The following is a 13,915-nucleotide window of genomic DNA, read 5'->3' as shown; positions in this document are numbered from 1 at the left end:
GACTTTTTTTGACGCTTCTATTGATTTTAACTATTTTACGCTGATTTGGGGATATTTACAAAACCGGGATGCTCCCGCTCTTAGGCTCCTTAGCTGTCTTCGCCGCCGGGATAATTTGGTCGCAGTCTTATCTGACTTACCGTTCGCTTTGGTCGAGTTATATCAGCCACGCGATCGCAGATTTTGCCCTGGCAAGTATTGGTTGGCAAATCCTCTTTAACTAGCTGCTTTTTCAGCGACTATTGCCGGCAATTCTACAGTAAAAATTGACCCTTTTCCCAACTCGCTCACCAGACTAATATCTCCCCCCATCATCTGACAGAACTTCTTGGCGATTGCCAGTCCCAAACCCGTACCGCCGTATCGGCGAGTAGTAGACTCGTCCGCTTGGGTAAAAGCTTGAAATACTCTTTCAATTTGCTCTGGGTTCATTCCAATTCCCGTATCGCTGACTGTGAAACTAATCCATTCTTCAGCAGCCGGAATATCCGATTCTAATTCTTTCTCGCTTTTGCTTCTTTCCCGCTTCGCTTCTACACCTAAAACATCCGATTCTACTTGCTCTTCTCCTAGAAAACTCAATTTTTCTTCATGCTTCTCTCTTTCTGCTTCCTGCTTTCTTCTAAATCGCCTTACTTCTAAAGTAATTTCACCAGATTCTGTAAATTTGCTGGCATTGCTTAGCAGGTTTAACAAACACTGATAAATTTTAGTAACATCAGTATAAACCGTGCCGATATCTGGCGGACAATTTACGCTCAAAACATTGCTATTTTTGTCAACTAAAGGTTTAATAGTATTAGCAACATCGTGAACTATTACCGAAATATCGCATTTTTCTAAGTATAATTCTATGCGACCAGCTTCTATTTTAGAAATATCTAAAATATCATTAATGAGAGATAGTAAATGTTTGCTTGCATTATTAATTCTTTGCAAATCCGGGACTAATTCTTCACAATTCAGCTCGCAGGCTTCGTCTTCTAAGATTTCGCTGTAGCCCATAATCGCATTCAGAGGCGTGCGGAGTTCGTGGCTCATATTTGCCATAAATAAGCTTTTTGCCTTGCTAGCTTTTTCAGCTTCCTTGCGAGCTTTGTCTGCTTCCTGATTTTTTGCTTCCAAGCTAGCAAATAACTTTTGCAACTGCACAGCCATGTGATTGAAAGCGTTGGCTAAAGTTCCCAATTCATCTTGGCGATCGATATTTACTCTCTGATTCCAGTCGCCGTTAGACAACTGTGCTGCTGCAACTGTCAAGTCGCCAATCGGCCGAACCAAACGGCTGGTTAATATCCAGGTCAAACCGCCGACTCCCAAGACTGCAATGGTGGCAATAGTAATTGCAAACTGCCAAAATAACTCTTCTTTTTCTAAAACCTCGGCTTCTTCCTGCAAGATAATTACGCCCCAACCACTGTCTAATTGGTTTAGACAGGAAAGCCATTTCACGCCCCGCTCGTCTGCGAAGTAAAATGCACCTCTTTTGCCTGCTAACAGGGTTTTGACTGGCGGATAGTTGCTGAGGTTTATTAGTTGCTTTTGTGCAAAAAACTTTTCATCTGGATGAGCGATTAATTGACCTTTGTTGTCCACCAAAAAAGCGAAGCCGGTTTTCCCGATGCGGACTGTTCCGATCGCTCTAGCGAGGTCGCTTAATAATATACCTATCATAGCTACTCCTTGAATTTTTCCCAGTTGATCGGCAGATTTATCGGTTGAATTTAATTGAGGTGTTTGAGAAAATTTTTGTTGAAAATTAGTTGCTAGTTCGAGAAGCTGCTTGGTTGTAGAATCGAGGCTGCCACCTGCCGGCAAGCCTGAATATTTTTTTTGAAATTGATCCACGGCGTCGGCGGTGGCGTTTCCGTAAATTCCCGTAATTTCGTTTTTGTAATAGCCGAGTTGTTTGAGTTGCTGCTGCAATTGGCTGACTGAATTTCCTCGATCGCCCAAAGTTAAACTAGCAAATTCCCGAATGGGTGTTGAGAAAATAACTGCGGGTTTCCCAGTTAAGCGAGATATCAAAGCTTCGCGGGTAATTTCAGTGCCAGCAACTGCATTTTTAAACCAATAGCGATCGCTGCGGTTGATGCGATCGGGCGGCGTGCCGCTGCCGCGGGCCACAACGTACCCTTCTAAATTGTAAGCTTCGGCAATGTATATGTGGCTGTAGCTGCGGTTGATGCCAACTAGCAGCGGCAACTGTTTGCTGGCATTCATGCTGACGGTACTGGGATTTTGACTGATGGTGCGCAAAACTCGAATGTTCATTTGTTCCCACCGCGAGATGCTTTCAGTTAAGACATCGGCTTTTAATTCTAGGTTTTGTTTCGCTTGCGATCGAATAATGTTAGCTGCGTGAAAACTGGCAAACCATATCGCTGCAAGCATCGGCGGCACAACCCCCAAGAGCACGCCGATTGTCATCCGGAATCGCAAACTTAGGAAGAATGATTCTTTCATAACAGGAAATTTTTTGTAAGTGAGGTAGTTTGATACATACCGCTAAGCTGCTGCTAATGCTGATTGAGTCAAGGTTGGCACGATATATGCTACTTTGCCCTCAGTATTTATTTTATCTTTATACGGTCATTTGATAAGTTGCTGAACTTTTTTTCCGCTAATTACTTAGACAAGACTTGCGCAGCGACGCTACATATACTCGACCGAGAAGTGGCAGTCGCTTTTTGAGACTCTTTCATGCGATCGCCTTTTATTAACAAATTTAAAACTGAGCCAGCTAATTAAATTTATAGCGGTGAAACTCTCTGTTCTGTAGTGCGATTGGGAAAGCTACTTTTTCAAAGAGTCCCGGAGGCATCAAGCGGGTTTTTTCACGAAAATACGACAAGTGAGGGCGAGGGATATTGGTTGAAAAACCCGGTTTCTTCCCTGATTCGCGCGCGTCCAGGACGGTCATTCGCGCGATCGCCTGTCTCCCAGCGCCCCCGTGCCGGTATTTGAAAAAACCATCATCTGTGAATCCTGATAAATACGATATTTTGTCAAGCAATACCTACAGGACATTTACCAAAAAGTCAAAGTCGCCGATGCGGTGTTTAGATCTGTGGGGGCGATCGGGAAATCAAGATTCTTAAAGTAAGAATTTCCTGTTTAATGCAGTATAAAATTTGGCCAAAGGCGATGTCAATCTACTGAGTATTGTTGCCAATGCTACCGGGCGTCCCCACAGTAAAGGTTGGGTGCTTTTCGGTTTCCCGTACATCGCGGTCTGTAGGATAGGCAAGTGCTGTCAAGTTAAACATGAAGTGTTGTCTAGCTTGGTGTTTGGCGGGAAAAAAGTTGCTTTTTGATGAGGAATCTGTCTTCAGGATGAACTTTCGCTCACCTAAAAATTATCCCTAGAGCACTGTTGGGCGATCGCCTCTGTCGGTATTATCGATTCAATGACAGCGAATTTGTGGCATATCGATACTGGGGTGTTGCGAACAGTCGCTAAGTTTGATTATATTTACACACCAGGAAAGCGGTATTAATATTCACCCGCCCCTCTTTCCTGCCGGACTCTCAAACGAGCGCTCATCGCAGCGCCGAAAGCGAGTCGGAGTCTTCAGCGGGACTTAAAAATGAAAATCACGTTTGTTCTTCCTACTCTGTGTCTGACTGGTGGAATACGAGTAGTATCTATTTTCGCAGAACGTTTGAGAAAGCGAGGACACTCCGTGTTCGTCATCTCTGTACCCCACCCCCAACCGAGTATGCGCCAGCAAGTCAAGTCGCTGCTGCGGGGACGGGGTTGGATTTCTCCACCTGAAAACGAACCCTCATTTTTCGATAACTTAGGTGTAGAACAAAAAATTACCGATCGCTGCCGCCCGGTAGAGGACAAAGATGTACCTGACGCTGACGTAGTAGTAGCCACCTGGTGGGAAACCGCCGAGTGGGTAGCAAAACTTTCTCCCAGCAAAGGAGCAAAAGCTTATTTCATCCAGCACCACGAAGTTTTTGACTATCTACCTCAAGGTAGAGTAGAAGCAACCTGGATGCTGCCGATGCACAAAATTACGATTTCTCAGTGGTTAGTTGACCTAGCTCGGACTAAATACGGCGATCGCAAAGTTTCCATAGCCCCTCCGAGCGTGGACGTTAACCAATTTTACGCCCCTCCTCGCAACAAACAATCGGTTCCTACAATTGGAATAATGTACTCTACAATCTACTGGAAAGGAACCGACATCGCCCTGAAAGCCTTTTCCCTGGCTGCTGAAAAAATCCCCAACCTGCGTCTGGTTGCCTTCGGTGTAGATGCCCCATCCTCGGAATTGCCCCTGCCGGCCAATACCGAGTATGTAGTTCAACCCGACCAAGACAAACTCAAAGACTCTTACAGCAAATGCGATGCCTGGCTGCTGGCGAGCCGCTCAGAAGGCTTCGGCTTGCCAATTATCGAAGCGATGGCGTGCCGCACTCCCGTCATCAGTACCCCAGCAGGCGCTGCTCCTGAAATTTTGAGCGGCGGTACTGGCATACTTGTAAGACCAGAAGATCCCCAAGAAATGGCAAAAGCCATAGAGTATATCTGTCAGTTGCCGAATTCCGAGTGGCAAGCCCTGTCCGAAGCCGCCTATGCCAAGGTGAGAAATTATACTTGGGAAGATGCCACGGATCATTTTGAAGCGGGATTGAAAGTTGCTGTAGGCATATCTAAACAGCGGAACGTTAATATAGTTTCCTCTTCTCCCTACGATGCGGTTCCAGCAGTGGCAAACTAAAAAATTGAGCTTAAATGCTAAATGCCGCCATTTGAAATTCTGCGCTAACGGCTCGCTGTGGCGTGGGATTCTGGGCAGAAACTCAATATCGTTTGCTAGGGTGCTTCTGCGAAAACTAAAATCGCCCGTGTCTTGTTTTCCACCGAGCAGTGCAGACACGAATACTGACCCCACCAACTAGCGAATACTGGTTATAACTGGTTATAAAGCGATCGTCGGCCCAAATCTTAACCCGAGTGCAACGGCGGTTTTGAGGCTCGCGCCGTTACAGGTTAGACTTGTCTAGTCCTCATACATCTCCCGATTTGTAATTGGGAAAAGTCCCTGACGACAAAGTAAGGTCGGCTCGACTATCAAGTGACGATCGCCTCCAGCAGAAGCCCGCACCCTGCATCAAAGCCAAAAAGAGGCTCGTAAGTGCGAACTTTCTGTTATGGAGAAGTTTTATTAACCAGTGTGAATCTAGGGCATCTACTCATGAAAATTACTTTTGTCCTGCCTACCCTTAGTCTTACAGGGGGCATGAGGGTGTTATCTATCTACACAGAAATTCTTCAAAAGCGAGGACACAAAATATTTATCGTCTCTACACCCGAGCGACAACCAACTTTGATCGAACAATTGCCATCGCTGCTGAGGGGTAGGGGTTGGCAGTTGGCTCCCAAGAAAGAACCGTCTCACTTTGACAAGGTGGATGTCGAAAGCCGAGTTCTCGAAACCTACCGTCCAGTTACTGACAAGGACGTACCTGATGCCGATATTATCATGGCTACTTGGTGGGAAACTGCCGAGTGGGTGGCAAAACTCTCTCCGACCAAAGGAGCGAAAGTATATTTTCTCCAACACTACGAGGCTTTTGACTACGTACCAAAAGGTCGAGTAGAGGCAACTTGGCGGCTGCCAATGCACAAAATCGCTGTGGCCCAGTGGCTGGCCGACATAGCTCGGAACGAATACGGCGATTTGTCTGTATCTCTCGTCCCTCCTACCGTGGACACCAAACAGTTTTACGACCCGCAGTCGCGAGGCAAGCAGCGACGAGGCAAGCAGTCAGTTCCCACAGTCGGGATGTACTATACTACAACTCCTTGGAAAGGCTGCGATATTGCTCTGGAAGCTTTCTCTATAGCTGCTAAAAAAATTCCCAACCTTCGTTTAGTTGCCTTTGGTTCCGGCGATACTCCTCCTCCCTATTTGCCGCTGCCGCCTGGTACTGAGTATAATAAGACACCTACCCAAGGCCAACTCAAAGAATTTTACAGCAAATGCGATGCTTGGCTGTTTTCCAGTCGCTCGGAAGGCTTCGGCTTGCCAATTTTAGAAGCTATGGCTTGCGGCACTCCAGTCATCGGCACTCCTGCTGGTGCGGCTCCCGAACTGCTTGCTGGCGGGGGTGGAATACTTGTCAAGCCAGAAGACCCAAAGGATATGGCAAAAGCGATCGAGCAGATTTGTCAGTTGTCTGATGCCCAATGGCGCGCAATGTCTGAGACTGCTTTGCAGACGGTGACAAATTATACCTGGGAGGATGCAACTAATCTCTTTGAGGCTGCACTGTACGCTGCTGTGAAACGTCAGCCACAATTAGCTGACAAGGCGTAAAATTGAGGTAGATTTAAAAGATTGGGGTTGCGCGATCGTTTTTGAGAATTTTTAGGGGGCAAATTGTGTTTTCTTTCTACAATTTTACTGCCAAAAAAGACCTATGGTTGCATTAATCCCAATTGCTATGTTCGGCTTTATTCCAATCGTTTTTTACCTGTTTGTGAGGTTTCCGCCTCAGCGGGCGGTAATTATGAGTTTTATTGGAGCGTGGCTGTTTTTGCCGCAAGCGGAGTATCCCATCGCCACATTGCCGCCTTATACCAAAATCTCGGCAGCTTGCTATGGCATTTTGCTGGCGACTATTGTCTACGATACTGCGCGCATAACCACTTTTAAGCCCGGTTGGCTGGACGTGCCAATCGTAATTTGCTGTTTGTGTCCAATTGTTTCACAAGTTACTAATGGTGGCAGCCCGATTTCTCCGACTTTAAACCAAATCGTTACTTGGGGTCTGCCTTATTTTTTAGGACGCTTGTATGTGGGTAGTTTAGACGGGCTGCGACAATTGGCGATCGGGATTTTTGCAGGTGGGTTGGCATACATTCCTTTTACTTTAATTGAAGGGGTTAAGGGCCCTGTTCTGCACCTCATGGTTTACGGCGTCAATGCTTTTGAGGACTGGAGTCAAGCAAGGCGTTTGGGGGGATGGAGACCGGTAGTATTTATGCAGCACGGTTTGATGGTGGGCCTGTGGATGATGACAGCCGCTGTAATCGCAGTTTGGCTGTGGCAAACTGGGACTCTCAAAAAGTTTCAGGGTCGCAACATCAAGACTTTAGCAATTATATTAACTATCGCTTTTTTCCTGTGCCGTTCTACTGGTGCCTACAGTTTATTTGCAATGGCGTTACTCGTATTATTTTCGGCCAAGTGGTTTCGCACGTCTTTGCCCCTGCTATTTATAATTGGATATATAGTGTTTTATCTGTACGTAGCTGCATCGGGTCAATTTTCGAGCAAAGACGTGATGGACTTCATCACTCCAATATTTGGTGAAGAACGAGCCGCCTCTCTGAAGTTTAGATTTGACATGGAAGAGATATTGGGGGAAAAAGCGCGGCAAAATTTTCTTTTTGGCTGGGGGGATTCCGGCGGAAACCGCGTTTACGACCAGTCCGGTAAAGATATTTCGGTCACCGACAGCTTATGGATTATTGCATTTGGCGTCAACGGTGCAGTCGGTTTAGTTAGTTTATTTTCTTCATTGTTACTTCCTGTTATCGTCTTTTGCGTGTTCAAATATCCCGCCAGAACCTGGTCTAATCCCAAAGTAGCGCCGGCTGCCGTCCTGGGAGTAGCCTTAACTATGTACGTGTTTGACTGTGTTTTGAACGCTATGACTAACCCGATTTTTGCGATGATTGCTGGAGGAATATCGGGTCTGGTCTTAAAAGCTCCCGAAAGCCTTAAGACCAAAAAAACCAGTTCGCCACCAAGAAGACAGTCGCTGGTTCACCAAAAATCAGGATGATTTTCAGGGGAGCATCTCAGTTTTGCAGCCAAGCTAGAAATTGGAGTTTTGAGGCAGGAGGCAGAAGGAAAGAGGCAGAAGGAAAGAGGCAGAAGGAAGGAGCCAAAAGAAGTATTTTTACAAATATGAGATGCTCCCATTTTCAGGGATGCGATCGCCGCTTCACTTCTAGCTTGAAAATATCTTGCATTCGCTGCATACAAAAACTCTAAAATCTACCACTTTTTCCTCAAATCAAGTTAGGGAGTTGCGCTATATTTGTCAATTCTAAAAATTAGTGTAACTTTTTTTTACACTGATTTATAATGCTCCAAATATTTTGCACGGGATTGTATTTTTATTACCATCGTTTTGCGGGTTGCAAACACAAATTGGCTTTATACACTTTTTGCTAAAACGAGCTGAGTCTTTACACAATCTTTAAAAATCATGACTGGACAGGTAGTGTGTACGAGGATATACTTAAAAAAGTATATTCACCGAAACGCCCAAGTAGTGAAAACACAAGGCTGTAGTGTGGGTTATAATAGTTTGAGTGTTTGAGTTGTAGTTTAATATAAAAGGTGGAAGGGAATCACAAATGAAAACAGTTAATTTATTGAATGTCTCCATAGATAACTTGTCCATCACAGAGTTGTTTGAAAAACTAGACGGCGAAGGTGGTGTCGTATTTACGCCCAATGTAGACCACTTGATTAAGTTGCAGTATGACCGCGACTTCTATGAAGCTTACAATACCTCTAATTATAGAGTCTGCGACAGTCAAATATTGATGTATGCCTCCAAGTTTTTGGGTACTCCTCTCAAAGAAAAGATTTCTGGTTCCGACTTGTTCCCTGCATTTTATACGTATCACAAAGATAACGAGAAGATTAAAATATTTTTGCTAGGAGCTGCTGAAGGTATTGCTAAGAAAGCCCAGGAAAAAATTAACCAAAAAATTGGTAGAGAAATAGTGGTTGAAGCACTTTCTCCTTCTTTTGGCTTTGAAAAAAATGAGGAAGAATGTGAAACAATAATTGACGCGATCAATAAATCAGGAGCGACAGTTCTGGCGATTGGAGTGGGAGCGCCCAAGCAAGAGAAGTGGCTGGTTAAATACAGGAGCAAATTAACACACGTCAAAATTTTCTTAGCCGTAGGTGCAACCATTGATTTTGAAGCTGGCTGCAAAGCCAGAGCTCCCAAATGGATGAGCGAAGTCGGCATAGAATGGGCGTACCGACTGTTAAGTGAACCGAGAAGGTTGTGGAAAAGATATTTGATAGAAGGTCTGCCTTTTTTCCGGTTAATTTTAGAACAAAAATTAGGGTATTATAAAATGCCTTTCATTGAGAGCAAAAGCAGAAAGCTAGAATGGGAAGGTGGCTCCTAAAAACTGTGGCGACAAATTTATAACGTAAATTAAGCTGAGTATGAGAGAAAGTGCGTTGAGTCCAAGGTAAGACGGATGCAAGCTGCGGATAGTTGGATCGCACTTTCTCTCAAAATCATTTATTTTTGCTTTCAAGTCCAGGTAAAATCGGAAAGAAACCTTTTGTGGAAAATCCTAATTAGGGATTTAAATCATGAATCTGCCTTCTTTCTTGTGGTTGTGGAAAATAGCGGCTTGGTCAATGGGTGTTGCGCTTTTGGCTTACCTGTTGCTTGCAGTTACTGGAACGTGGATGTTTACCTCTAGGAGTACGAAACAACCGCGCCCAAAATGGCTGCGTCCTTTCCATTTGGCGACTGGTGCGGGGATGGCGACTTTGGTAATTTTACTGCTGGGAATTGGTGTAGTCGGTACGCTGGGATACTACGGCAATTTGGGTCACTCGGCTCATTTACCGGCGGGATTAGCTGTTGTAGCTTTGGTATTGGTTTCTGTGGGAAGCGGGCTGCAAATTGGCCCTAAACATCCTTGGGCGCGTCCCCTCCACATCAGCACTAATTTGGCTTTGTTTGGGGGATTTGTGGCTGTGTTGCTCACAGGATGGACGATCGTACAAAAGTATTTGCCGAAAGTTTGAAACCTGTCTGTTTGACATCAAACTATACATACCAAATGCGGAAGATAAAACATACAGCGTATTCCAGGTTTATGAAGTAGGGACACGGCGCCGTGCCGTGTCCCTACGGGGGGATAGATCGATAGGCGGGTGTCCTTCATAAACGTGGAATCTGCTGTATATCTAAGGTGCGCCGCAGCGCACCCTACGTTTAAATGTTTGGCGTGAGTCCGCTTTTATTTATGAATTCTAAAATATGCTGCGCCGTAATCTCTGGCTTTTCTAAGTGGGGAACGTGCCCGCAGTCGGGTATCCAAATTAGTTGAGAATTGCCGATCGCCCTGGCAAACTTTTCCGCATCTGCCGTCCCCAAAATCCGGTCTTGTTTTCCCCACAAAATCAGCGTCTGCTGCTGAATGTGCGACAATTTGTCCCGAAAACCTCCGTAACCGCCGCTTTTGGTAAACGCAATTAAAGCTTGATTCCAGTTGGGCATTTCCAAGTGCAAAGCAGCGCAAGTTTGAGCGTCTAGAGAAGCCAATTTTTTATCGAAATAAGCATTGATGCTAATTCGCTGGCGGATTTTGGGATTTCGCAAAAATGAAGTTGCCAAATATCCTAAGGGAGGAATGAGAAATTTTCCCTTATTAGAAGTGACGGCAAAACCTGCACTGTCTATTAACACCAATTTTTTGACAGCTTCGGGATGGGTGAGGGTGAAATCAATTGCTGCTGCACCTCCCATAGAAGCACCGACTAAGATTACAGGCTGCGAAATTAGCGTTTTCCAGAAATAGTAGAGGTGAGTGGCGATCGCCTTTTGACTGAATGCCAAACCCGCCAATCTTTCTGTAAAGCCAAAACCCAACAAATCAACCGCCCAAGTTTCATTTTCGGCAGCCAGCAGCGGCAACAGGCGACGGAATTCAAACAGGGAACTGTCAAAGCCGTGAATTAGCACAATAGGGGTGTTTCCCCTGCCTTGGCGCACGTAGGTTGTGGCAATTGGCCCAGAAGATAGGGGAGTTGTAATTCCCTCTCGTTGAATGCTTTGCGCTAAAGCAATTGAGGTAGATTCTGTTAGCTGTGCGATCGATTTTGGGAGAAAGCTTGCTGGCATAATTCTTGATAAATTGTGACTTGGTAGGGGCCGTGTCCCTGTACTCACCCTAAGATTTAAGTATATATGTTTGCTCGATCGCTATTTTAGGAGCTGGGGCGATCGAGCCATTAAAATGCGATCGATACTTAGTATGCCTCTGCCCAGGCTAAGGCTGAGTTTCTTAACCTGAGGTTAATATACTTTATAATCGTTGCTAATAATTCCTGTTAAATTTATTATTACCTTCCTCTGCGTCAAGAGCGCCTCTGCGGTTCATTCAAACAAAACTGATTAACAAATCTAATAAAATTAGCATACCATTTACTCAAACATCTGAATATACAGCACTTTTGGTCGTCGCAAGTGAGGTACATAGCAGAGGTAGTCCCTACGGGGAGCAAGAGGCGGGTGTACTTGATTAACGTGGAATCTGCTGTATGTTAAATAATCAGTCCAGGACGCACGCTTCCCAACAAAAAACCGGTCGATCGTTGTCACTTTCGAGCGTAATATGACCAAATTACGTGAAGAAACCGCGTTTTTGCGTCCAAAACTGATAATTTAAAAAATTATTCTAAAATCTCAAAAGAATATTGATGATAACTCAAACTTCATGCCTCAAAACCCTAGCAACTCAACTTGGCGGAATCAACTGGGACAACTGCGCCAAAAAAGTAGAAGCAGGTATGCAAAAATTGCCCTGAATTACCGAAATTAATCTGTCTTTGCCACATTAAGCCTCGATAAATTGAACAATGAATAGCAACCTTCACCTAAAATTTAAAATTTAAAATTGCTTTGTGGCTGTGTACAGATAGCCAAAAATTCAGTATTTCTTCGCCCACTTGTTCTGGATAGAAGTGGTGAAAGAAATGCCTACCGTCTTGACATTCCCAAAGCCTATCGCCTTTTTTAATAAATTTCGACCAGCGACGCATGACAACAGGAGATACCAGAAAATCTGTTTTGCTGCTGCATATTAACAAAGGTACTTCTACACCTAGATCGCGGGGATTACTAATCCTAAATAAAGAGTGAGGACAAGGAGAACACGCTAAGTCATCCTCAAAATATGATATGAATTTTTGATGGATAATTTGATTTTGGCATCCCAGCATATCGCCTACTATTTGATTCAAAACTTGTTTGCGGCTCCAGGGAAAAGCTGAAAGATACGTATAGTAATGTGCTTGCCAATTAATAGCAGATGGCAAACCGACAGATAAAAGCCCCAAAGAACTTACTTTGTGAGGATAGCGGCGCGCATACATTAAACCAACTAATCCGCTGGTACTGTGGCCTATTAGATGAATTGGGCGATCGCGCCATGTTAAAAAATCGTGCAAAAGTTCAACAGCCATATCTAAAGAGCAAGCTTCGTCTTCAGTTTGTTGGTATTCCCATATTTGCACTGGTACAGAATCATTTAAGTAGGAAAGCAGCGAGCGGTCGAAGAATTGCAAACTCGGACTTACACTTAACCAAAGTACGTCATCTGAACTAAATTTCATCTATTTTAAGTTTGAGAGCGAGTTATTAACAATAATAATTGATCTGCTAGATGTTCGGGGCGGGTTGAGTCCGTAATTTTGATTGCCCAACATCATCTAATTACAAAACTCACCCTGCTACCGTTCAGTCTACAAGCTAAATTCTTTCTTGAGTTGAGATACCCAAGATTTGATGCGCGATTCCGTCAGTTCTGATTGGTTGTCTTCATCAATAGCCAGACCCAAAAACTTGCCATTAACGACTGCTTTAGATTCATTAAAATCATAGCCCTCTATCGGCCAATAACCGACTGTTTCGCCGCCCTGTTCGGAAATTTTTTCAGCCAGAATCCCCATGGCATCCATAAAATTATCCGGGTAGCCTTCTTGGTCGCCAGTTCCCACATAAGCTACTTTTTTGCCGCTAAAATCAATATCATCTAGTTCGGTAAAAAAACCTTCCCAGTCGCTTTGCAGTTCGCCGATATTCCAAGTGGGACAAGCGATAATCAGACATTCGTATTCGGCAAAAGCATCATTTTCAACGCTGCCGATCTCGTGTAAGGTGACTGTATCGCCGCCAAATTCATCCCGAATCATTTCAGCTACAGACTCAGTTTTCCCAGTTGTAGTTCCGTAGAAAAGACCAATTGCTTTTGACATTTTTACTCCGAAGGTGAAACTTGACACTGTTTAAAATTTATTTTTTTTGAGTCAGGATTTGGCATTTCCTGCCTGCAATTCAGACAAAAACAGTAGACGCGGTTGTGGCAAACCTGAGAAATTAGGGAGTCAAGGCAGCAAGGACAGTGTTTTTTCATCGGGTTAAAGTTAAAAATTCATCAACCAAACTGACTCGCTCATATCCGGGTCGGCTTCGCAGTCAATTAGTAACAAATTTAGCGCCGTTTGTACTGTTAGACTGCGCGGGATGCCGGCGGGTAAAAACACAAATACTCCCGGTTTTAAAGTGACTGTTCGATCGCACACCGTGAGAGTTCCCACTCCTTCTAAGACGGCGAGGGTTACATCTTTGGAGTTATCGAGGTCAGGTATTTCGCAATTTCTACCCAAACTCATCAGTTTTTGGCTGTAGGCGGGTTGTCCGTCGCTGATTCGCGAGGCTGACGCGGAAACTATTGCTGCTGTCACGGTGATTGAACTCCAGGTACTGTTAACTTCCGGCCGTTATTGCAATTAATATTCAATAAGCTACCATGCAATTTACATAGATTGTCAAGCATTTAATATTAAGATTTGTTACAAAAGACTGTCTGGCTGGGTTTACGCTCAGCGCACGCAGCCCGAAATGGATACGGGGCGGTATTTTTGGGTTGTAGAGCTGAGAAGCCCGATGGCTTAAGTTTAAAATTACTTGCTAATTATTTGCAGTTAGTTCGGGAAATTAGGTTTGTAGTGCGATCGCCAATATAGCAATTCTCAATTGCCGGCAATACAGTAAGGATACGGCGCCGTGCCTGCGGAATATCTGTATTGCACTCAACAGGGTAAGGTGTACC

The 13,915-nt window shown here is 44.5% G+C and carries 12 protein-coding genes; 7 read left to right on the top strand and 5 right to left on the bottom strand.

Annotated elements, in window-relative coordinates:
- Nucleotides 1–68 precede the first annotated feature (68 nt).
- Nucleotides 69–224, top strand: a complete 156-nt coding sequence (locus QUA99_RS14615; RefSeq protein ID WP_333237815.1) for a hypothetical protein — start codon at nucleotides 69–71, stop codon at nucleotides 222–224.
- Here the strand turns inward: QUA99_RS14615 and QUA99_RS14610 are convergent.
- Nucleotides 217–2,430 carry an ATP-binding protein gene (locus tag QUA99_RS14610; RefSeq protein ID WP_333237812.1) on the bottom strand — a complete coding sequence of 738 codons (2,214 nt, stop codon included), beginning with the start codon at nucleotides 2,428–2,430 and terminating at the stop codon, nucleotides 217–219. The genes QUA99_RS14615 and QUA99_RS14610 overlap by 8 nt on opposite strands.
- Nucleotides 2,431–3,590: 1,160 nt before the next feature.
- Here QUA99_RS14610 and QUA99_RS14605 point away from each other — a divergent pair.
- The 6 genes from QUA99_RS14605 to QUA99_RS14580 all read left to right on the top strand — a co-directional run bounded on the left by QUA99_RS14605 (nucleotide 3,591) and on the right by QUA99_RS14580 (nucleotide 9,824).
- Nucleotides 3,591–4,736: a glycosyltransferase family 4 protein gene (locus QUA99_RS14605; RefSeq protein ID WP_333237810.1), complete on the top strand. Its 1,146-nt coding sequence runs from the start codon at nucleotides 3,591–3,593 to the stop codon at nucleotides 4,734–4,736.
- A gap of 477 nt (nucleotides 4,737–5,213) precedes the next feature.
- Nucleotides 5,214–6,338, top strand: coding sequence for a glycosyltransferase family 4 protein (locus tag QUA99_RS14600; protein ID WP_333237807.1), 1,125 nt, complete (start codon nucleotides 5,214–5,216; stop codon nucleotides 6,336–6,338).
- A gap of 103 nt (nucleotides 6,339–6,441) precedes the next feature.
- The gene (locus QUA99_RS14595) at nucleotides 6,442–7,812 is read left to right on the top strand and encodes an O-antigen ligase domain-containing protein (RefSeq protein WP_333237805.1); all 1,371 of its coding nucleotides are present in this window, start codon (nucleotides 6,442–6,444) and stop codon (nucleotides 7,810–7,812) included.
- Nucleotides 7,809–8,024 carry a hypothetical protein gene (locus QUA99_RS14590; protein WP_333237803.1) on the top strand — a complete coding sequence of 72 codons (216 nt, stop codon included), beginning with the start codon at nucleotides 7,809–7,811 and terminating at the stop codon, nucleotides 8,022–8,024. Before QUA99_RS14595 ends, QUA99_RS14590 begins: the two co-directional genes overlap by 4 nt.
- Before the next feature lie 368 nt (nucleotides 8,025–8,392).
- The gene (locus QUA99_RS14585) at nucleotides 8,393–9,187 is read left to right on the top strand and encodes a WecB/TagA/CpsF family glycosyltransferase (protein WP_333237800.1); all 795 of its coding nucleotides are present in this window, start codon (nucleotides 8,393–8,395) and stop codon (nucleotides 9,185–9,187) included.
- A gap of 193 nt (nucleotides 9,188–9,380) precedes the next feature.
- Nucleotides 9,381–9,824 carry a DUF4079 domain-containing protein gene (locus tag QUA99_RS14580; RefSeq protein WP_333237798.1) on the top strand — a complete coding sequence of 148 codons (444 nt, stop codon included), beginning with the start codon at nucleotides 9,381–9,383 and terminating at the stop codon, nucleotides 9,822–9,824.
- 190 nt (nucleotides 9,825–10,014) lie between these two features.
- On the opposite strand, the gene QUA99_RS14575 is transcribed toward QUA99_RS14580, so the two are convergent.
- From QUA99_RS14575 to QUA99_RS14560, 4 genes are all read right to left on the bottom strand, one after another.
- Entirely contained in the window at nucleotides 10,015–10,923 is a 909-nt protein-coding gene (locus tag QUA99_RS14575) for an alpha/beta hydrolase (RefSeq protein WP_333237796.1), read from the bottom strand.
- 755 nt (nucleotides 10,924–11,678) lie between these two features.
- Nucleotides 11,679–12,416, bottom strand: a complete 738-nt coding sequence (locus QUA99_RS14570; RefSeq protein ID WP_333237794.1) for an alpha/beta hydrolase — start codon at nucleotides 12,414–12,416, stop codon at nucleotides 11,679–11,681.
- A 129-nt stretch (nucleotides 12,417–12,545) separates the two neighbouring features.
- Nucleotides 12,546–13,058, bottom strand: coding sequence for a flavodoxin FldA (gene fldA / locus QUA99_RS14565; RefSeq protein WP_333237792.1), 513 nt, complete (start codon nucleotides 13,056–13,058; stop codon nucleotides 12,546–12,548).
- Nucleotides 13,059–13,226: 168 nt separating this feature from the next.
- A complete protein-coding gene (locus tag QUA99_RS14560) occupies nucleotides 13,227–13,547 on the bottom strand; it encodes a hypothetical protein (protein WP_333237790.1) in 321 nt (106 codons plus the stop codon).
- Between the last annotated feature and the right edge of the window lie 368 nt (nucleotides 13,548–13,915).

The sequence above is a fragment of the Microcoleus sp. F10-B2 genome (assembly GCF_036704965.1).
Taxonomy (GTDB): Bacteria; Cyanobacteriota; Cyanobacteriia; order Cyanobacteriales; family Microcoleaceae; genus Microcoleus.
This window is presented reverse-complemented; position numbering and strand designations above follow the sequence as displayed.

What these genes read in the sequence shown, in the direction of transcription:
- QUA99_RS14595 (WP_333237805.1), top strand. Translation starts at nt 6,442, where the DNA reads ATGGTTGCATTAATCCCAATTGCTATGTTCGGCTTTATTCCAATCGTT.
- QUA99_RS14615 (WP_333237815.1), top strand. Translation starts at nt 69, where the DNA reads ATGCTCCCGCTCTTAGGCTCCTTAGCTGTCTTCGCCGCCGGGATAATT.
- QUA99_RS14605 (WP_333237810.1), top strand. Translation starts at nt 3,591, where the DNA reads ATGAAAATCACGTTTGTTCTTCCTACTCTGTGTCTGACTGGTGGAATA.
- QUA99_RS14575 (WP_333237796.1), bottom strand. Translation starts at nt 10,923, where the DNA reads ATGCCAGCAAGCTTTCTCCCAAAATCGATCGCACAGCTAACAGAATCT.
- QUA99_RS14610 (WP_333237812.1), bottom strand. Translation starts at nt 2,430, where the DNA reads ATGACAATCGGCGTGCTCTTGGGGGTTGTGCCGCCGATGCTTGCAGCG.
- QUA99_RS14580 (WP_333237798.1), top strand. Translation starts at nt 9,381, where the DNA reads ATGAATCTGCCTTCTTTCTTGTGGTTGTGGAAAATAGCGGCTTGGTCA.
- QUA99_RS14600 (WP_333237807.1), top strand. Translation starts at nt 5,214, where the DNA reads ATGAAAATTACTTTTGTCCTGCCTACCCTTAGTCTTACAGGGGGCATG.
- QUA99_RS14590 (WP_333237803.1), top strand. Translation starts at nt 7,809, where the DNA reads ATGATTTTCAGGGGAGCATCTCAGTTTTGCAGCCAAGCTAGAAATTGG.
- QUA99_RS14585 (WP_333237800.1), top strand. Translation starts at nt 8,393, where the DNA reads ATGAAAACAGTTAATTTATTGAATGTCTCCATAGATAACTTGTCCATC.
- fldA (WP_333237792.1), bottom strand. Translation starts at nt 13,058, where the DNA reads ATGTCAAAAGCAATTGGTCTTTTCTACGGAACTACAACTGGGAAAACT.
- QUA99_RS14570 (WP_333237794.1), bottom strand. Translation starts at nt 12,416, where the DNA reads ATGAAATTTAGTTCAGATGACGTACTTTGGTTAAGTGTAAGTCCGAGT.